Origin of the sequence: Paraglaciecola mesophila KMM 241, from assembly GCF_000315015.1 — a bacterium.
GTDB classification, from domain to species: domain Bacteria; phylum Pseudomonadota; class Gammaproteobacteria; order Enterobacterales; family Alteromonadaceae; genus Paraglaciecola; species Paraglaciecola mesophila.
Map to the genome: position 1 here is coordinate 136,966 of NZ_BAEP01000075.1, position 18,829 is coordinate 155,794.

Sequence of the window (18,829 nt, forward strand, 5' to 3'; positions counted from 1 at the left end):
CCGATTAGGCTCAGCGATAACGTGAGCGCTTAGTTTAGGGGAATACGTAAACCTCTCAATAGAGTGGGGTACGCATTCGTTACTTATTTGTAAGCTCAAAGCCATTAAAGCGTAACAAATCGTGACGAGCGGTTACTCATCGCGTTTTAGCTGTGTTTCAATCCATTGGTTCACGCTGTCTTCAAGTACGGCCATGGGCAACGAGCCTTGGCCGATAATCACGTCGTGAAATTGGCGAATGTCGAATTTTTCTTTCAAGCTGGCTTCTGCTTTGCTGCGTAATTCGCGGATTTTAAGCTCGCCAATTTTGTAAGACAGCGCTTGACCAGGCCAAGAGATATAACGATCAATTTGATCTGCAGTGGCTTTTTCAGTCAGGGCGGTGCGCGAGCCCAAATAATCGATGGCTTGTTGGCGGCTCCAGCCAAAGGCGTGTATGCCTGTATCAACTACCAGTCGCACTGCGCGCCACATCTCGTAGCCTAGGCGGCCAAAATCAGAATAAGGGTCTTGGTAGAAACCGGCTTCTTTACCTAAACGCTCAGAGTACAAACCCCAACCTTCAGAAAATGCTGAATGGCTCAGTGTGCGACGAAACTCAGGCACCTGTAATTCCATAGCAATAGCATTTTGCAAATGATGACCAGGTACAGCTTCATGTAGGCTCAGGGCTTCTAAGTTGTACAGTGGTTGCTGGGCGGGCTCAGACGTTAAAAAGTAAGTACCGGGTGTGCGGTTATCTGGTGGTGGCATGTAAAACGCGCCGCGTGTAGCTGAGCCTTTAATCGTGAAGGTGTTACGTGGCAAGGTAGCGAAAAAGCTGGGTAATTTGCCGTACATTTTTTGCGTGATAAAGGCGGTTTTCTCCATCACATCTTGACGGTCTTGGGCATAAAAGCGCGGATCTGTGGCTAAAAACTGGAGAAACTCTGCGTAACTTCCTTCAAAGCCCACTTGTTGAATAATGGCTTCCATTTCTTTGCTGATGCGAGCAACTTCGTCTAAACCAAGCTGGTGGATCTGCTGGGGTGTTAAGTCTGTGGTGGTGTAATAATTCGCTGTGTACGCGTAATAATCGGCACCGCCTTTAACACTAGAAATACCCGGTTCTTTGCGACAGTGAGTCATGTAATCATTCACAAAGTAATCGTTGAAATGCGCATAGGCAGGTACAACTGAATCTTTGATAAGAGCGGCACCCTTAGCGGCATACTGTGCTTTTTGCGTTTCGCTAAACTGACTAGGGAAGCGAGTGAACGGGTCGTAAAGTGCGCTGTCTTGTGGATTTTCAACGATATGGTCAGTGATAGACTGCCGGTAATTTTTGAAGGTTTCACAGTGCTGTACAAAGCCCTTTTCTACGCCTTGTGCAAGCAAATCGATATTTTCTTGGTTAAAGCGTGGGTAGTCTTCAAGGCTAACCAAGTATTGGTCGTAATCTTGTGCCGTTAAAAACGCCATATTGGCAGGGGCCTGTGCAAAATAGGTATGCCAGCCGCTTAAAAAGTTAATGGGGAAGTAGCGGTCTTGAAATTGATAGCTTTTGGCTTCGGTTTCACGCTCATACTTGAATAAGCGGTAGCTAACTTGTTCGTCTACACTCAGTTGTTTAACGTCAATTTGCGCTAATTGTTCAAGCATTTTCTGATTAAAGTCTTCACGGCGCTCGAACCCCTGTGTGCTGAAATCTGCTAATTTCCCTTGGGGCTTCCATGCATCTGGGTCAGTGCGAAAGAATATTTTCTCTTTTTGTGCTTCTTGCCAGTGGCTATTGAGTAAATCGTTAAATTCTTCGCTGGCATCCGCCCATGTGTTCCCTGACATAGCCAGTAATGTGAGCATACCAAGGGGTTTGCCGATTGCATGAGATAGTGTGTTTTTGATAATGCTGATTTTCATTAATTTGATTCTTATTTTAATAAAAGGGTGTTTAAAGCACGGCTAGAGCGCCAATCGGGGATTCTAGGCTATCAGGCGGTGTGGTGAACCAGCGCGGCCCTTTGTCGGTCATGTAAATGCAGTCTTCTAAACGTACCCCAAATTCCCCAGGTAAATAAATACCTGGTTCATCAGAAAAGCACATGCCCGCCTGCAGTAGCGTTTGTTCTTGATGCACGAAGTTAACCGGTTCATGACCTTCCATACCAATGCCGTGGCCGGTACGATGGGAAAGCCCAGGTAATTGGTATTCAGGGCCTAAGCCTTGGCTTTGATAATAAGCACGCACCGCGTCATCGACTGCACCGGCGGGTACGCCAATCTGGGCTTTTTCGAAAGCAATTTGCTGGCCCTTGCGTACTGTTTGCCAAATTTTTTGCTGTTTTTTACTTGGCTCACCAAATACAAATGTGCGGCTGATATCAGACTGATAACCCTGCACCGCGCAGCCACAATCCATTAAAACAACAGAGCCATTGTTAATGGTTTGAGCCTGTTTGCTGCCGTGAGGATAGGCACTGGCTTCGTTGAACAAGGCCATAGTCCAAATACCGCTGCCACCCAACTGGGCCTGAGCGCTGCTCATTAGTTGGTTGACGTCTTGTTGGCTCATGCCCAAGGCTAGATTGGCGTATACATGTTGATACGCCCTAAGGGTGATTTCATTTGCTTTATGCATAAGGGCGATTTCGTGGTCGCTTTTAAACATGCGACAGCCCTGAGTAATGGGGTCTGCCGAGGTATGCTGCATATCACCCATTAGGCTCATTACTCCATCGAGCACGAAGTAACGCACTGAGTGCTCAAAGGCTAGTTGGCCTTTTTCTACGCCGCGATCGAGCAAAATCTGTTTAACTAACGCGAATGGACTTTCATGCTCTTGCCAGACGCGCACATCGTCACCCACTTTAAGGGATTCACGGATACTCGGCTCTTCAAAAAATGGGCAAAGCACGGCAATGTTGCCTTCTCTGGGGATAACCACAGCGGTTAAGCGTTCGCTGCGCCACCACTGAATGCCGGTAAAATAATCCATCGCTGCACCGGGCTCTAGGATCATGGCGGCTATGTTTGCTTTCGCCATTAATGATTGCGCTTTTTTGATACGCGCTTTGCGTTCATTGACTGTGATAGGACGGCTAGATGCCGTGATATCGGATAATGTTGCTGCTTTATCTGTGGTTAGAGAGGCAGAATTATTTGCTGCAAATACCGATTGTGAAAGGGGAAGGGTGGCAACGGCTGCTGCGCTGGCTTTGATAAAAGCTCTTTTGGTTATTTTCATCAGGTTCATTCCATATGACACTTGCCCACAACATTATTACAAAACGTAAAAGAGTTATAGCCAAGACATAAAATTCAACACTGTGCGGTGTAAGGAATTTAACCCAGTTGCGGGCTGCCAATTGCGTGGAAAATATTTCGATTCCTTGGCAATTCGTGGGAGAATGAGGCGTTTTGCGCCATACGTAATTTCCCTTTCTAAGGTTTCTTTTAACCCAACAAGCCATACCAATACATGCTAAATAACGCCCGAGACGATTTCAATTATGCCCGCAGGTTTGAGCAGTTAACCCATTTTTTATCTGAACACAAAACCCTATGGCAATTTGCGACTTTTAATCAAGCTGATTTGCCATGGCGTGAAGGCTACCCTGAGTTGTGTAATTGGCTAGATTCCCAATCTGTGACTGACCTTTTATCTGAGGATAGCCAAACGCGAATTGGCCAATTTTTACCATTTGTTTCACAGATAGAGGCACTGACTCAGCTTGATGATTTTACGCTTGATTGTTCAACACCCAGCGAAAACAATGATAGCGCTGTATTTACCTCCGCTCCGGTGCATTTTGGTCATGGTATTGGCGGGCGAAAATGGCAGCAAATTAACGCTTTTTTTGCTGCTCTTGGGCCTGCGCAACAGGCTGGAAGCTATCTTGAATGGTGCGCGGGTATGGGGCATCTAGGGCGCTTGGTCGCGCTTAAAACGGCTTCCAGTGTACTCAGTTTAGAATGGCAACAGGCTTTGTGTGATAAAGGTAGCACGCTTGCCGAAAAGGCGAATGTGCAACAATATTTTGTGTGCGATGATGCGCTTCGTGCTCAAAGTGCTACCTATTTAGCAGGCAAAAACTGCGCAGTGGCCTTACACGCATGCGGAGATCTACATACCGCTTTGTTGCGAGCGGCAGGAGAGGTTAAAACGCCCCACGTGGTTATTTCACCTTGTTGTTACCACCTGACCCGAGATGCTCGCTACCTTGGGCTTTCCCAATTCTGCCAAGCTAACTTGATTCAATATGGGCTTAAAATAGACAAAGACGATTTAAAGCTCGCAGTTAAACAAGTCGCGACAGCTGGCGCAAGAGAACAAGACTTACGAGAGCTTGAACTGACTTATCGGCTTGGTTTTGACACATGGTTACGAGAGACACTAAACGCCGATAATTACATTCCCCTTCCATCCGTGAAAAAGAGCCAGCTGAACCAAGGGTTTGAAGCGTTTTGTCACTGGGCTGCACAGCATAAAAAGCAGACATTCGACGCCAATGCTGAGCAAATAGCGCATTACTTAGCAATAGGCGAACAGCGCCGCGTATTACTTGCCCGACTTGAAGCGGTGCGCAGCTGCTTTCGCCGCGCGATGGAGCTGTGGTTAGTGCTCGACCGAGCGCTCTTTATGCACGAGCAGGGTTATCAAGTAGAAGTAGGCACATTTTGCTCTGGGCAATTAACCCCGCGTAATTTTATGCTGCGGGCTACCCGTAAACAAAAACCCAGGACTCAGTGATTTCAGTTTATATGAAGAATTAAGCTACAAAAATCAGTATAAGTTAGCGCAATTTTGCTCAATATTTATTGCAAATCAGCTTGAAAATGTTTGGCATAATCCCATTGATGTTATATTATAACGTTCAACTTATTGAGGATTGACCAGAAATGCAAGCAACAGAAAACAAATCGCTATTAGACAGATTAGGCATATGGGCCTCTAGTTTATGTGCGGTGCATTGTTTAGCCTTGCCGATTCTTATCCCTTTGCTGCCTTTGATTGGCGCGAGTTTTTTTGCGCAAGATTGGTTTGAGCGTACTATTTTGTCTTTGTCTATGATCGTAGGATTTTGGGCATTATTGTCCGGATTCTATCGCTATCACCGCCAAATATATCCTTTGTATAGCTTAATGCTTGGCGGGATTATTTATTGGAATAAAGACATGTTTGGCGAAGCCTATGAGCCATTTACCATTGCCATTGGCGCAATGTTGATTGTTGGTGCTCATGTGGTGAACCTGAAATTATGTCAAAGTTGTCATAGCTGCGAGTCTGAAAGCAGCTGCTCCGCCGACTAGTATCTTCTTTAACGCTGCAATGAATGCAGCGTTAATATAAACCGCTAAGTTACTGTAACGCCCTGTTATGATTTAGCGGCCGCCCCCATCAAGTGTGACTTAATCAGTAATAACCATCTTCGCTTTACCTGGACCGTTACTAAATACGCCATCCACTTGCCAGCTTGCCAGTTGTGCTAAATCTGCTGGTTGATCAACCGTATACACAAAAAATTTCAATCCTCTGCGTTTGGCGTCCAATACGAATGCTTCATCCACGAAGGTAACATCAGCATTGACCGAATATGCCCCTAGTGCTTGTGCAAAACCTGCATAATCGATAGGTTTACTTGCTGTCAACGCACCAATCTTTAAATCAGGGTTATGTTGTTTAATACTGCGTAGTAAATGATGATCAAAAGATGAAACAATGAAATGCTCCAAGGTGAAATTCAGCTCGTGAATGGCTTTTTCAATATTATCCAAAACCAGTTGAACATCGCTTACGCCTTTTATTTCAATGTTCAGTATGCAGCGCCCCGCGATCAGCGCCATGGCTTGCCAAAGTGTAGGGATGCGCTCGCCTAACCCTGCATCAAGCTGTTGCAGGGCTTCAAAACTATGCTCACTAAGCTGGCCTGTGCCATTTGTAGTGCGATGCAACCAATGATCATGGATAAGCAGCAGCTTATCGCCATGTTGATGAACGTCTATTTCAATGCCGTCGCAGCCTTGTTCAAGCGCTTTGTTGATAGCAAGCAAGGTGTTTTCTGGAGCATCGGCGCTGGCGCCGCGATGAGCAAAAACAAGCATAGAATCGGCCTATTTCTTGTGTAATTTCTGAGTGTTAACAGTTTCGTACAAAGCAGCAGATATCACCAATAATCCACCTACATAAGTTTGCCAGTTGGGCTGCTCGTCGAGCACTAATATGGCCAAAATAACGCCGTAAAGGGGCTGCATACACGCCACCAACGAAAATGTTTTTGCGCGTAAATGCTGTAAGCTGGTGGCAATTAGTGCGTGAGGTACAGCAGTGAAAAACGTACCTAACAATGCCAAATAAATATACGTTTGGCCGCTCGCGTTTAACAATTCTGGAGTAATAAAAAAGCTTAAACAAAAGAAGATCACTAAGGTTTGGTACGCCATAGCCAGCGAACCACTGTAGTGAGAAAAGTATTTTCTGTGACATAAATTGCGAAAGGCATATAGCACGGCTGACATGATACCAACTAAAATACCTAAAGTGACATCGTTCTCTAAAGACACCTCAGGCACAATCAAAAATATGCCAATCAACACTACTAACGCGCTTAATATATCTTGCCAGACTAGGCGAATACCCTCGAAGAAGGGCTCAATTAAAACCGTTATAACAGGGAAAGTGAACAAGGCTATCATGCCAACAGACACACTCGAATACTGCATGGCGGCAAAATAGCTTACCCAGTGGGCAGCCATCAAAATACCCAAACCTATGCCGATAAAGTAATCTTTTTTGCGGGCAAGGGAGAGTTTACCGCCAGTCATTTTGACTAACGAAAACAACATGAAGCAAGCAATTATGGAGCGACCGAAGGTGATATCAGTCGCTGAAAGGGGGATCACTTTTGAGAAAAGTGCCGTTGCCCCCAACAAGATAACAGTGAGGTGTAGAGACCACAGGCTCTTTTTAACCGGATCCACGACTATTGAGTCAGAGTAGCGAAAACATCACCAAGGCGAGTGTCATCTCCAGCGCTATAGTCTGCGAACTCCACCATGTCAGGCTCGAAACACGCCACTATGGTTGAACCTAATTTAAAGCGACCAAGCTCGTCACCTTTTTTAAGGAAAACGGCGTCTTCACCTTCGCTTGGGTATTGCCAATGAACAACATTTTTACCTACCGGTGGTGACACTGTGCCTGCCCAAACGGTTTCAATGCTGGCAACAATGGTGGCACCCACTAATACCATGGCCATCTTACCTCTAGGGGTATTAAAAATAGCCACGACTCGCTCATTACGGGCGAATAAACCTGGTACGCGCTCTGCGGTTAACGGACTAACCGAAAACAGTTCACCGGGCACATATACCATGTCAGTTAGCTGACCATCCATGGGCATATGAATGCGGTGATAATCTTTTGGCGACAAATATACAGTGGCAAATTTACCGTTTTTGAAAGCAGCCGCTAATTCAGGCTTACCGCCTAACAAAGTAGTGAGGCTGTAATCATGGCCTTTTGCTTGAAATATACTGTCGTGCTTGATATCGCCTAACTGACTTACCGCGCCGTCTACTGGCATAGCTAAGTCTTGTTCGTTAGGACAAATAACCCGGGCGTCATCTTTTAAAGCGCGGGTGAAGAACTCATTGAACGAAGCGTAATCGGCGGGATTTTCACGCTCTGCTTCGGCCATGTTCACCTTATATTGTTTAATAAATAGCTTAATTAACCCAGTGGTTAAGCCACCCGCTTTAGCGGCGGCGAGTTTACCTACTAAGCGCGAAATCAGATGCTTAGGTGCAATGTATTGAAATGCAATTTTTATCGAATCGAACAAAATGAGAATCCTAAAACGAAAAGTTTTTTACCGCCAACGATTGTACAGCAATATTTTATTGAGTGGGAAGGATGATAAGCACGAACTGCTATATGCTAGTTAATAATGGTGAGAAATTTTGTCAGCCGCTGTGGTGCTGATAGACTCTCACCATGTTAATACATCTTATTAACTACACCTTACTGTGCGAAGGACGCTGCTCATCTAAATTTGACAGTATTTTATGGTAGCTCTCATAGCGTAACATGCTGATGTCGCCGTTTTCAGCCGCGGCGCGAATGATACAACCTGGGTCGTCAGCATGAGTACAATCGCGGAATTTACACCCACCTATGTAATCTCTGAATTCCTTGAAGCCCCAAGTTAGGCGTTCCATGGGCATGTGCCATAAGGCAAACTCGCGCACACCAGGTGAATCAATTAAATCACCGCCTTGTGGGAAGTGCAGTAATTTGGCTGTGGTCGTGGTGTGTTGGCCTAAGCCAGAGTTATCCGATACTTCATTGGTAATCTCTTCGGCTTCAGGTAGTAGCTCATTGACCAAGCTTGATTTGCCAACGCCTGATTGACCGACGAACACGCTAACCTTGTCTTTCAAACATAGGGCTAGGTCACTGATCCCAGTACGGGTTTTACAACTTGTGTACACCACGCGGTAGCCAATATTACGATAAATTTGTAACTGTTCTTCAACATTTGCTCGTTCAGTTTCACTTAGCAGTTCTACTTTGTTGAGCAAGATAACGGGTTCTATTCCAACGTCTTCTGAGGCCACTAAGTAGCGATCAATAATGTTTAATGACAGTGCCGGTATAACCGAGCTTACGATTATGATTTGATCAATATTGGCGGCCACGGGTTTTACGCCGTCGTAAAAATCTGGGCGTGTGAGCACAGATTTACGATCTTGCACTATTTCAATCACGCCACTGATGCTTTCGGTGCCATCTTTGCCTGGGCGAAATAGCACGTCGTCGCCACACACTACACTTAGCACGGTGCGGCGAATGTGACAGCGATGAATATTGCCGTCCTTGTCTTCCACGTCGGCATGCTTACCGAAACGGCCGATCACTCGACCGGATTCCTGATCTTCTAACTGATCGTCGGTGGGGGTGCTTGCCGGCTCAGCCAACCGCTTTGTGCGATTATGTGAGACTTGTCGACGTTGTTTATGGGTAAGTTTTGGTTTTTTCGCCACAGGTGAATATCTGCATTTGCTTCTAATATCTAGTATTATGGTAACGTTAGCTCGATCGGAATTATAGCAATTCCGCACAACAACTTAATTTAGCGCGATTTTAGGAGAAACCATGGCGGTGGATGCACAAAACCTTGTTTGGATTGATATGGAAATGACGGGATTGCATCCTGAAGTAGATGTGGTGCTGGAAATAGCCACAATCGTGACGGACGCCAACTTAAATATATTAGCTGAAGGGCCGGTACTTGCGATCCACCAATCTGACGACGTGCTTAACAACATGAACCAATGGTGTATCGACACCCACGGTAAATCGGGATTAACTGAGCGTTGCCGTAAAAGTACGGTAGATGAACAAACCGCAGTAGCCGAAACCATCCGCTTCCTCGAAAAATACGTGCCTAAAGGCGCTTCGCCATTATGCGGTAATACCATAGGTCAAGACCGCCGCTTTATGGTGAAATACATGCCGGAACTTGAAGACTATTTTCACTATCGCAATATTGACGTAAGCACCCTGAAAGAGTTGGTTAAGCGCTGGAAACCAGAAGTACTTGAAGGTTTCAGCAAGAAAGGGGTGCATTTAGCCTTAGATGACATTCGAGAGTCGATTGCAGAGCTCGTGTTTTATCGTCAACACATATTCAATATTTAAAGTGAAAATGCGCTGTTTGCGCTTTTCTTCAGCGCAATGCCGATAATCTGAGCACTCAAGCTAAACAATTTCGTATAAATGCAATTTAGGGCTTGCGTCCCCCGCTAGTTTTTGTAAAATGCGCACCCGCTGTTGATGACAGCGGATGATTTTGTCATAAATCATGATGCGATGCGGGAATAGCTCAGTGGTAGAGCACAACCTTGCCAAGGTTGGGGTCGCGAGTTCGAATCTCGTTTCCCGCTCCAAATTTGAAAGTGTTAAAAGTAACGGAAAATTGTTACTTAGTATGCGACCCCAAGAGGTCACGACAACTCGGTTGGCGGATGCGAATCTCGTTTCCCGCTCCAAATTTGAAAGTGTTAAAAGTAACGGAAAATTGTTACTTAGTATGCGACCCCAAGGGGTCACAACAACTCGGTTGGCGGATGCGAATCTCGTTTCCCGCTCCAAATGACAACATCAACATACCATATGCGGGAATAGCTCAGTGGTAGAGCACAACCTTGCCAAGGTTGGGGTCGCGAGTTCGAATCTCGTTTCCCGCTCCAAATTTCAAAGCTTTAATAGTAATGCGGCATTGTTGCTTAGCTCGCAACCCCAAGGGTCACGATCGAGCGTCGACCGCAACGCAGTTGCCGTAACGAATCTCGTTTCCCGCTCCAAATTTCAAAGCTTTAATAGTAATGCGGCATTGTTGCTTAGCTCGCAACCCCAAGGGGCCGCGATCGAGCGTCGACCGCAACTCGGTTGCCGCAACGCAGTTGCCTTAACGCGGTTACTCAAAACTAAGATTTCTTCAGCGTCTTTCTAGTTTTGCCTGTTACTCATTTCCCTGAGGAAACTGCACGCGTAAATAGCTGAACGCACAAATATGTGCGCTTCAACAACCTGAGCCCACAAAAAGCCGCGCTTCAAAATACCGTGCGCCAAAATGTGGCGTTGGCTGTCTCTTTTGGGTTATCTGTGCACCATGGTGAATCACGTATACCCAAGGGAGACGATATAACTCACTGAAAGTATTATCTTTAATATTCTGGCATAAGATTTGTACTAAGCATTGCGTGTTCGGGTGATTTTGCCCTCTCAAACAAATTAATTCTGACGACGGCGTCTAGTGTTTCTACTTTTTAGTGGGAAAACTGACGCCGTTTTTTTTGTTTGTTTGAAAGGTCAAAATTAACGAAATACCCGAACCACCTTAAACATTGGCTAAACACACTTAAACGGGGTTCAAAATGGCTTATTTATTACCATCAGAGTTTGCCACCAAAATGGTGGACGCAGGGGAAGCAAAGATATTCATGTCAACACGAGATACTATCATTCGTGCATACATGGCGGGTGCTATATTGGCATTGGCAGCGGTATTTGCCATCACTATCGCGGTACAAACAGGGGTGTTCTTGATCGGTGCAATCTTGTTCCCGGTTGGTTTTTGTATGCTTTATCTTATGGGCTTTGACTTACTAACCGGTGTGTTTGTCTTGACGCCGTTGGCACTGATTGACAAACGACCCGGCGTTACCATTCAAGGCGTATTGCGCAACTGGGGTTTAGTGTTTGTCGGTAACTTCTGCGGTGCGTTAACGGTCGCCATTATGATGGCGTTTATTTTTACCTATGGTTTTAACACTGACCCAGGTGCTATTGGTAAGAAAGTCGCATCAATCGGTGAAGCGCGTACTTTAGGTTACGCTGAGTTTGGCACTGCTGGTTGGTTCACCATTTTTATTCGCGGGATGCTGTGCAACTGGATGGTGTCATTAGGCGTGGTAGGTGCCATGATCTCAACTCACGTAAGCGGTAAAGTTATCGCAATGTGGATGCCTATCTTCTTATTCTTCTTTATGGGCTTTGAGCATTCAGTGGTTAACATGTTCTTATTCCCGTTCAGCATCATCTTAGGCGGCGATTTCTCGGTGATGGATTACCTAGTATGGAATGAAATTCCAACGGCCCTTGGTAACTTAGTCGGTGGTTTAGCCTTTACCGGTTTGACCTTGTATAGCACGCACGTACGTACGGGTAAAAAACGTGATTTGCCTTATAGCAAAACCTCTGACGTAGCTGCAAGCTCAGTCGCTGAGCATGCATCTCGCTAAGATAACAGTCGGCCAGCAGTCTATTGCTGGCCTTAAATCTGTTAATCAAGATTACTGTGGTAGTCACAGTGCGAGCGATGCCCAAGGCCGATTAAAAGGCCAAGTATTAGCCATGGCCGATGGCATAGGTAGCAGCAGCGTTAGTCAAGTGGCGAGTAAAGCCGCAGTGAACAGTTTTTTGCAAGACTACTATGCCACCTCAGAAGCCTGGTCAGTTGAAACGTCTGCCAAGCGCGTCTTACAATCTATTAACGCTTGGCTGCACGGTTACACCAAGCAAAGCGAATTTCGCTACGATATGGAGAAGGGGTATGTTTGCACCTTCAGTGCCGTCATCTTTAAAGAGCGCACGGCACATATTTTTCATGTGGGTGATGCCCGCGTCTATTTGTTACGTAAAGGCGTACTGGAACAACTGTCGAATGACCACCGTCAATACGCTGCTCAAGGGCAAAGTTATTTGAGTCGAGCACTGGGCATGCACAGCCAGTTAGACATCGATTATACGAGTGTGGCACTTTGCCAAGAGGATGTATTCATCCTATGTACTGACGGAGTACATGAATTTCTTCCCCCACAAGATTTATTAACCTCTCTTTCATCAATTCAAACGCTCACTGATCCAGAGTCCATTGATCCATTAGCAGGCGCTTTGGTACAAACAGCGCTCGATAATGGCAGCGACGACAACCTTTCTTTGCAACTTGCCTATATCAGTGAGTTGAGCCAAATCCAAGACAAGCCAATAACCGCAGGGATGCTCGCCTTGCCCTTACCGCCTATTCTGCAAGTAGGTGAGCAGATTGATGGCTATAGGGTATTGCGTTCGATGCATGTGTCTGCCCGTAGTCACGTGTATTTAGTTGAAGATGAAAAGACACTTGAGCAGTGGGTTTTAAAAACACCCTCTGTCGATTTGTCAGATAGTGATGATTACTTAGAGCGCTTTTGCCTTGAAGAGTGGATAGGTAGGCGTCTTCATAACTCTCATGTGTTGCATGTGCCTCCTGCAGAACACCCTAAACAGTATATTTACTGCGTAGCTGAATATGTTGAGGGCCAGTCTCTGAGCCAATGGTTAACGGACAACCCTAAACCTGATTTAGAAGTCGTGAGAGGTATTATTGAGCAGGTGGCCAAAGGACTACAGGCATTTCATCGGTTGGACATGCTGCATCAAGATATTCGACCTGAAAATATCATGATCGACCGAAAAGGCACGGTGAAAATTATCGACTTTGGCTCAACCACCGTTGCAGGCTTGCAGGAAGTCGGTCAAGGGTGCGGTAACAGTGAATTACTTGGCACCGCACTTTACATGGCCCCTGAATATTTTTTAGGTGACGTAGGTACACCACGTTCAGATATTTTTTCGTTGGCGGTATTGGCTTATCACATGTTAAGTGGGCGTTTTCCTTATGCTACTCATGTTGCCAAAACCCGCACTCGGGCACAGCAAAACCGCCTTATTTATCAATCTGTACGTGACGAAAACAGCCCGGTACCGGCATGGTTGGATGCAACGCTCGCTAAAGCGTTAAAAGTGGACCCTTTCAAACGATATGCCGAGCTTTCTGAGTTTATACACGATTTACGTCACCCCAACGCCGATTTTGTGCGCCTATCTAAGCCGCCCATTATGCAGCGAAACCCTGTGGCATTCTGGCAAGCTGCGGCATGTGCGCTACTTATCAGTAACCTTTACTTTATTTATCTGTATTTACAGTAAGCCATTGTTTAACAGATAGTTTAATCAATGACTTAACCAATGATTTTATCAACAACATAGATTCTTACCTAGGAGAGAAACAATGCAAAGCAGAGAGCAAGTTACCCAAGCTATATTGGTCGCAAAAGTACAAAAAGGTATTACGTGGCAAGAAGTATCCGAAGCGGTAGGGCAGTCAAAAGAGTGGACCACCGCAGGTTGCTTAGGGCAAATGACTTTTAATTCAGAGCAAGCAGGCGTAGTGGCCAAGTTGTTTGATTTAGATGAAAACGCTGAGGCGTGGTTACAGGTAGTCCCTTACAAAGGTTCTTTCACGGAGGCGGTGCCTAGTGATCCGTTGCTTTATCGGTTATACGAGATGATCAACGTATATGGTTCGACCATAAAATCCCTAATCCACGAAGAATTCGGCGATGGCATTATGAGTGCAATAGACTTCTCGATGGATATTCAGCGTGAAGAAAATAGCGCTGGTGACAGAGTCAGCATTGGCCTGTCAGGTAAGTTTCTGCCCTATAAATCTTACTAAATGAAACAGCCCCTTGGGTGCATAACACACCCAAGGGCACATACTTAGCTCTCACTTCGTAACTGATCGACTGTTTCACTGACGTATTTCGCTCCTGTCAGCACTTCTTCGATGATCGTCGCTGCTTCTTCTACTTGCTTCGCGCTTTGCAAAGACTGCTGATGAATTTCGCCGATGCTGTCTTTGGCTTGTTGGGTCAGCGCACTGTTGTTTGTCACCAGTTGCTCAATACCCGCAGTTGAACTCACAGTGCGTGCTGCCAACGTGCGTACTTCATCTGCCACTACCGCAAAACCTCTACCATATTCGCCTGCTCTGGCTGCTTCTATCGCCGCGTTAAGGGCCAGTAGGTTGGTTTGATCAGCGATTGAGCTGATCGTGGTGACTATCTTTGATATTTCTTCTGAGCGTTTATTCAATTGATCAATTAAATCAGTCGAGGTTAATGTACTGGTCACAATAGCGTTAGATGTGTCAACTGTGCGTTGCAAGATAACCGCGCCGTCTTTGGATATCTTAGCTGTCTGCATGGATGTGCTGTAGGCAATCTCTGCGGCCTCTTGTGTCGCCAACTGCTTTTGAATGCGAGAAGTGATATTGGATGCAATCTTAACCACCTTAATGACTTGCCCTTGTTCATTCAATACAGGGTTGTACGTTGCCTCAAGCCATATGGTACTGCCATCACGAGTGAGGCGATTAAACTGCCCACCTTTGAATTCCCCTTGTTCTAGCTCGCGCCAAAAGTTGGGGTTGTCTTGGTAAAAGTCTTCTGTACAAAACATGCGGTGATGTTTACCTACTATGTCTTTAACACTTGCATAGCCCATAGTTTGAATAAAGTTTTCATTCGCGCTGATGATCTCGCCATGTGGCGTAAACTCTATTAAGGCACTGGAGCGGTTGAGGGCTTCAAAAATAGCGGTTTGGCTGTTTAAGCGCTCTTTTTCAACCGTGATGTCATTGGCTATTTTTACAATACGCACTATTTTACCGTTTTGTTCTACAGGGAAATACGTAGCCTCTAGCCATAAATCGTCGCCACTCTTGCGCTTGCGTAAAAATGTACCGCTTGAACTTTCGCCCTGTGCAAGGTTTGCCCAAAATGAACGATACCCAGGAGAGCCTGATTCCATAGCGCTGCAAAACATGCGGTGATGTTGCCCTTTAATTTCGGCCAAAGAATACCCAACCGTGCTTAGAAAAAGCGAATTTGCATCTAGGATCATGCCATCAGTATTAAACGAAATTGTGGCGCAATGGCGCTCTAAAGAATGGATAAAACAAGATTCGAAACTCTCTGGAATGGGAGTGTCTGCTTTTGCTGTTGAACGGGAAAAAAACATAGTCACCAACCTCTATTACATCATTAAATGTTATGGAAAAATACTTACCCATCACTACTGGTGATGCTAAATGTTATAGTATATTAATACGCCTACTTTTAGCGCGTGTATTTCACCTAAATACTGATAAAACGGGGAGGTAAACCGATTTTGGTTATTTTCACTAGTTTCCAAGGTTTGTGCAGTTTTTATACTTATAGAACGCTCATTTCAGAGGTTTTGCCACGGATTTAGCCCATTAATACACCAGATTTCCCTCTTCTAGAGCGGAAATAAAGCTGATAATGTGTAAAAAACTCATCAAGTGAAGGATGTATACATCATGAAAATTGTGAAATTTACCCGTTATCTAGTTTTAGCCTCTAGCTTGCTATTACCTTTTAGTGCTTTTAATCAAGCAGTTGCACAACAAGATTCGATTGATAAATTTGCTCCAGGTTTCTATCGCACTCAGCTTGGTCAGTTCGATGTTATCGCCCTGAGCGATGGCACTGTGGATTTACCCATGGATAAATTGCTGCACCAAGACAGCGAAACGACAAAGCAACAATTAGAAGAGTCATTTTTATCGGTACCAACGGAGACCTCCGTCAATGGTTACTTAATTGATACGGATGGTGAACTTGTACTAATCGATACAGGAGCAGGTAATTTATTTGGCCCCACATTAGGCAATATCATAAAAAGCCTAAACGCAGCGGGCTATTCACCGAGCGATGTTGATCACATATTGATCACTCATCTACATCCAGATCACGTCGGTGGTCTAACAAAAGAGGGTAATCGCGTATTTGTTAATGCCACGGTGCATGCGAACCAACGGGATCTGGATTTCTGGTTAAGCGATAAAGAAATGAGTAAAGCGCCAGAGGCGAACAAAGGTTTTTTCCAAGGCGCGATGGCGTCTTTAAACCCTTATGTGAAAGCCAATAAAATCAGCGCATTTAACGCAAATGAGCAAATTGTAAAGGGGATTAATACTGATGCTACCCATGGTCACACGCCAGGGCATACATCTTATATTGTGCAAAGTGACGGTGAGGAAATGTGGGTTATTGGCGATCTTATTCATGCAGGGGCAGTGCAATTCTCACATCCACAGATAACCATTGATTTTGACTCGGCTCCACAACAGGCCAAAAAACAGCGTGAACGTATTTTTTCTCACGTCGCTAAGAGTAAAGCGCTGATGGCGGGGGCACATTTACAATTTCCTGGCTTGGGCCATCTGCGCGAAACGAAAAGCGGATTTGAATGGGTACCTGCGAATTACAGTCGCTTACGCTAGGAATTATTGACCTTTGCTGACATTATTACAAAGGTCTGTAAGTCGGTTTGACTAGCAGACTAAAACGTTTCGTTTTTAATGCTTTTATGTACCTGTACGCCAAGCCGCCTTGCTAATCTAGCGAGGTTGGCTCTGTCCATGTCTAATTGTTTGGCCGCCAAAGTCCAATTGCCTTGGCAATCAGCCAGAGCGCGACTGATCATATTAGCTTGAAAGGCTTCGGTCATAGTTTTGAGATTTTGTGGTTCGGCATTTCCACATAGGCTGCTTTGTGGTGTTGGCTGAACATGAATCTCTTTTGGCAGTAAGGCGCGTTCAAAATCTAAATCTGCTGTGTTAAGTGAGATAATATCGTGTTGATTCGCACTGCGCGTTGCCTTCAGAGAAGCACGGCTGATGACGTGCTCTAATTCCCTTACATTACCAGGCCATGAGTAGGCAAGAAGTGCTTGTTGTACGTCGTTTGGTATTTTTAGTTGGCGGATCCCTAGCTTGCGAGCGGTCACTTCCAAGAAATAACCCGCGAGTAGCAATACATCATTCCCGCGCTCTTTTAGTTCCGGGACTTTGATAGGGTACACGGAGAGGCGATGATAAAGGTCTGCTCTGAAACGCCCAGTTTTAACTTCTTGTGCTAGGTCACGATTAGTTGCGGCTACCACGCGTACATTGACTGTCGATACTTGATCCTTTCCCACAGGCTGAATCTCGCCACTTTGTAACACGCGTAATAATTTACTTTGCACGCTTAATGGCAATTCACCAATTTCATCTAAAAATATCGTGCCTCCATCGGCTAGCTGGAATTTGCCGGCGCGCTCTTTCTCGGCGCCGCTGAACGCACCTTTCCCGTGACCAAACAATTCACTTTCCGCCAAGGTTTCTGGTATTGAGGCACAGTTAACGTGCACCAAAGGCTGAGTGCCTCGATTAGAACGTTGATGTAATGTTCGGGCAACCAACTCTTTACCTACGCCTGTTTTTCCCCATATCAGCACTGTGTAGTCAGAGCCAGAAACCAATTGAATATCGCTTTTAAGGGCAAGCATACTGGGGCTATTACCTATTAGCTCGCCGCCATCTCGTGTTAGCGCTTCGTTCGTTAGCTCTTGCACTAAATCGTGTGCTTGTTGTGCGCGCTGTTCCAACCCGCTCAGTTGGATAGCCGTTTTCAAGGTGGCGGCGGACAGGGCAGTGATTAGCTGCAATGTGCGCTCGGGGATCTCTGAAAAGGCTTCAGGGCTCAGACTATCAAGGGTCACGACGCCCATAAGTTGATTATCGCTATACAAGGGCAGACCCATACACGAATGCACGGGCAAGTCGCCTTCTTTTGCGAGCAATAAGCCATCATAAGGATCCGGTAATGGCGAGTCTGATGCAAAACGCACCGGCTGTGTCCCAGCACAAATGAGCGAAAGACGAGGGTGGTCGCTGAGATTAAAACGCCGCCCAAGGGTGTCGGCTGCAAGACCTTGTATTGCCAATGGTTTTAATTGTTCTCCTTGATGTATCAACAATACAACCGCATCGCAATTGATGGCTTTTCTGATAGAGGATAGCAATCTGTCGAACCTATCTTCATTGGTGATGCTGTTGGCGAGATCTAACGCCACTTCTAACAGAAGGGTTGAATTGAGTTCCATGATAGGGGGCTCCAATGGTCAATGCTGATGTGATAATGATGCCATAGAATGCATTGTGTCATAAAGACTTTTACGAGTCTTTACGACTCTAACTGAATTGAGTCAATATGACTCTTTCGGGTGGGATTTATTTCTATCTCACTGATAATTATGCAATTTTAAAATTGGCATCAAAGGTGCTATCTAAAGTGTATCTCTGCTGATGCAACACCAAAACAGGTTTTGAACAGCGCACTTAGGGGGCACTAATGGGCAAGGTTTTCGTGAATGACATGATTAATACTCAAATGACCAACATAGGCATGACCAACTTAACCACTTCTTGCATAGACATTACCAATAACGAGAGCGTATCGAAGCGCTTTGGCGCGTTATTCAAGTTTGCGAATATAATCTTATCTGTGTCCCTCACATTGCTCATTATATGTATTGCGGTGAGTTACCCCTTGTCGCACTTATTTTCAATGCTACTCAGGTGGCGAGTCATCTTATGATTATCGTCAGTGC

The 18,829-nt window shown here is 45.4% G+C and carries 15 protein-coding genes, 2 tRNA genes and 2 pseudogenes; 9 read left to right on the plus strand and 10 right to left on the minus strand.

Annotated elements, in window-relative coordinates:
- Positions 1 to 132: 132 nt before the first annotated feature.
- Positions 133 to 1,899 carry a DUF885 domain-containing protein gene (locus tag GMES_RS18455; protein ID WP_006994297.1) on the minus strand — a complete coding sequence of 589 codons (1,767 nt, stop codon included), beginning with the start codon at positions 1,897 to 1,899 and terminating at the stop codon, positions 133 to 135.
- Positions 1,900 to 1,930: 31 nt separating this feature from the next.
- On the minus strand, positions 1,931 to 3,223 hold the full coding sequence (locus GMES_RS18460) for a M24 family metallopeptidase (protein ID WP_006994298.1): 1,293 nt from the start codon (positions 3,221 to 3,223) through the stop codon (positions 1,931 to 1,933).
- A gap of 234 nt (positions 3,224 to 3,457) precedes the next feature.
- Here GMES_RS18460 and GMES_RS18465 point away from each other — a divergent pair, with 234 nt between their 5' ends.
- Together GMES_RS18465 and GMES_RS18470 are read left to right on the plus strand one after the other, a co-directional pair.
- Entirely contained in the window at positions 3,458 to 4,729 is a 1,272-nt protein-coding gene (locus GMES_RS18465; protein WP_006994299.1) for a methyltransferase, read from the plus strand.
- 149 nt (positions 4,730 to 4,878) lie between these two features.
- A complete protein-coding gene (locus GMES_RS18470; RefSeq protein WP_006994300.1) occupies positions 4,879 to 5,289 on the plus strand; it encodes a MerC domain-containing protein in 411 nt (136 codons plus the stop codon).
- A gap of 99 nt (positions 5,290 to 5,388) precedes the next feature.
- On the opposite strand, the gene GMES_RS18475 is transcribed toward GMES_RS18470, so the two are convergent.
- The 4 genes from GMES_RS18475 to rsgA all read right to left on the minus strand — a co-directional run bounded on the left by GMES_RS18475 (position 5,389) and on the right by rsgA (position 9,021).
- Positions 5,389 to 6,081 (minus strand): glycerophosphodiester phosphodiesterase, encoded by a 693-nt coding sequence (locus GMES_RS18475; RefSeq protein WP_006994301.1) that lies wholly within the window; start codon positions 6,079 to 6,081, stop codon positions 5,389 to 5,391.
- A 9-nt stretch (positions 6,082 to 6,090) separates the two neighbouring features.
- Positions 6,091 to 6,957, minus strand: a complete 867-nt coding sequence (locus tag GMES_RS18480; RefSeq protein ID WP_033185805.1) for a DMT family transporter — start codon at positions 6,955 to 6,957, stop codon at positions 6,091 to 6,093.
- Between the two features lie 2 nt (positions 6,958 to 6,959).
- The gene (gene asd, locus GMES_RS18485) at positions 6,960 to 7,820 is read right to left on the minus strand and encodes an archaetidylserine decarboxylase (RefSeq protein ID WP_006994303.1); all 861 of its coding nucleotides are present in this window, start codon (positions 7,818 to 7,820) and stop codon (positions 6,960 to 6,962) included.
- 172 nt (positions 7,821 to 7,992) lie between these two features.
- Complete coding sequence (gene rsgA / locus GMES_RS18490; protein WP_039987782.1) at positions 7,993 to 9,021, minus strand: small ribosomal subunit biogenesis GTPase RsgA; 1,029 nt, start codon at positions 9,019 to 9,021, stop codon at positions 7,993 to 7,995.
- Between the two features lie 112 nt (positions 9,022 to 9,133).
- Here rsgA and orn point away from each other — a divergent pair, with 112 nt between their 5' ends.
- From orn to cynS, 6 genes are all read left to right on the plus strand, one after another.
- Positions 9,134 to 9,679 carry an oligoribonuclease gene (gene orn / locus GMES_RS18495; protein WP_006994305.1) on the plus strand — a complete coding sequence of 182 codons (546 nt, stop codon included), beginning with the start codon at positions 9,134 to 9,136 and terminating at the stop codon, positions 9,677 to 9,679.
- Between the two features lie 173 nt (positions 9,680 to 9,852).
- A tRNA-Gly gene (locus GMES_RS18500) sits at positions 9,853 to 9,927 on the plus strand.
- A 228-nt stretch (positions 9,928 to 10,155) separates the two neighbouring features.
- Positions 10,156 to 10,230: transfer RNA gene (locus GMES_RS18505), tRNA-Gly, on the plus strand.
- Positions 10,231 to 10,917: 687 nt separating this feature from the next.
- The gene (locus GMES_RS18515) at positions 10,918 to 11,784 is read left to right on the plus strand and encodes a formate/nitrite transporter family protein (RefSeq protein ID WP_006994308.1); all 867 of its coding nucleotides are present in this window, start codon (positions 10,918 to 10,920) and stop codon (positions 11,782 to 11,784) included.
- Positions 11,771 to 13,513 carry a bifunctional protein-serine/threonine kinase/phosphatase gene (locus GMES_RS18520; RefSeq protein ID WP_006994309.1) on the plus strand — a complete coding sequence of 581 codons (1,743 nt, stop codon included), beginning with the start codon at positions 11,771 to 11,773 and terminating at the stop codon, positions 13,511 to 13,513. Before GMES_RS18515 ends, GMES_RS18520 begins: the two co-directional genes overlap by 14 nt.
- 82 nt (positions 13,514 to 13,595) lie before the next feature.
- The gene (cynS, locus tag GMES_RS18525) at positions 13,596 to 14,042 is read left to right on the plus strand and encodes a cyanase (RefSeq protein WP_006994310.1); all 447 of its coding nucleotides are present in this window, start codon (positions 13,596 to 13,598) and stop codon (positions 14,040 to 14,042) included.
- A gap of 44 nt (positions 14,043 to 14,086) precedes the next feature.
- Here the strand turns inward: cynS and GMES_RS23000 are convergent.
- A pseudogene (locus tag GMES_RS23000) lies at positions 14,087 to 14,419 on the minus strand (methyl-accepting chemotaxis protein); the annotation flags it as partial.
- Between the two features lie 207 nt (positions 14,420 to 14,626).
- Positions 14,627 to 15,388: pseudogene (locus GMES_RS23005) on the minus strand (PAS domain-containing protein); the annotation flags it as partial.
- 322 nt (positions 15,389 to 15,710) lie between these two features.
- On the opposite strand from GMES_RS23005, the gene GMES_RS18535 reads away from it, so the two are divergent.
- A complete protein-coding gene (locus tag GMES_RS18535; RefSeq protein WP_006994312.1) occupies positions 15,711 to 16,676 on the plus strand; it encodes an MBL fold metallo-hydrolase in 966 nt (321 codons plus the stop codon).
- A 59-nt stretch (positions 16,677 to 16,735) separates the two neighbouring features.
- Here the strand turns inward: GMES_RS18535 and norR are convergent, their stop codons facing one another.
- Both norR and GMES_RS22535 read right to left on the minus strand, forming a co-directional pair.
- On the minus strand, positions 16,736 to 18,322 hold the full coding sequence (gene norR / locus GMES_RS18540) for a nitric oxide reductase transcriptional regulator NorR (RefSeq protein ID WP_006994313.1): 1,587 nt from the start codon (positions 18,320 to 18,322) through the stop codon (positions 16,736 to 16,738).
- Positions 18,323 to 18,605: 283 nt separating this feature from the next.
- Positions 18,606 to 18,743 carry a hypothetical protein gene (locus tag GMES_RS22535; RefSeq protein WP_153811089.1) on the minus strand — a complete coding sequence of 46 codons (138 nt, stop codon included), beginning with the start codon at positions 18,741 to 18,743 and terminating at the stop codon, positions 18,606 to 18,608.
- Positions 18,744 to 18,829: the final 86 nt, after the last annotated feature.